1 protein-coding gene is annotated in these 553 nt (G+C 42.0%); it reads left to right on the forward strand.

The genetic code is table 11. The features are described 5' to 3' along the window. A partial coding sequence (locus NNC77_RS16625; protein WP_151200718.1) for a transposase occupies window positions 1–477 on the forward strand: 477 nt, incomplete at its 5' end. Between the last annotated feature and the right edge of the window lie 76 nt (window positions 478–553).

Genomic DNA, 553 nt, shown 5'->3' on the forward strand with positions numbered 1-553 from the left:
ATCCTTGTTGAGAAATGGAAAGGAAAACCGTATCGTCTTGTCATACAGAGACAAAGGCGAATAGATGGAGACCTTGACATTTGGGAAGGCGAATATACCTACAGATGTATACTGACTAACGATTACAAGTCGAGTGCAAGAGACATCGTGGAATTCTACAATCTTCGTGGTGGCAAGGAACGCATCTTCGATGACATGAACAATGGCTTTGGCTGGAATCGGTTGCCAAAATCGTTCATGGCACAGAATACTGTATTCCTGCTTATGACAGCTCTCATCAGAAACTTCTACAAAGCTATTATGCAGAGATTGAAAACCCATGAATTTGGATTGCGTGCCACCAGCAGAATCAAGACCTTTGTTTTCAAGTTCATCTCTGTTCCTGCGAAATGGATTAAGACATCACGTAGGCATGTATTGAATATTTACTCAGACAACAATGCTTATGCCAACCTGTTCAAGACAGACTTTGGTTAAAGACCATGCTTTTCTGGTTAAACCAGCGTATTACCTCAAGTCGCTTTATGGGGTAAGGGGATTTTGTGTCTGCGAC

The organism is Segatella copri (assembly GCF_024330485.1).
GTDB lineage: Bacteria > Bacteroidota > Bacteroidia > Bacteroidales > Bacteroidaceae > Prevotella > Prevotella copri_L.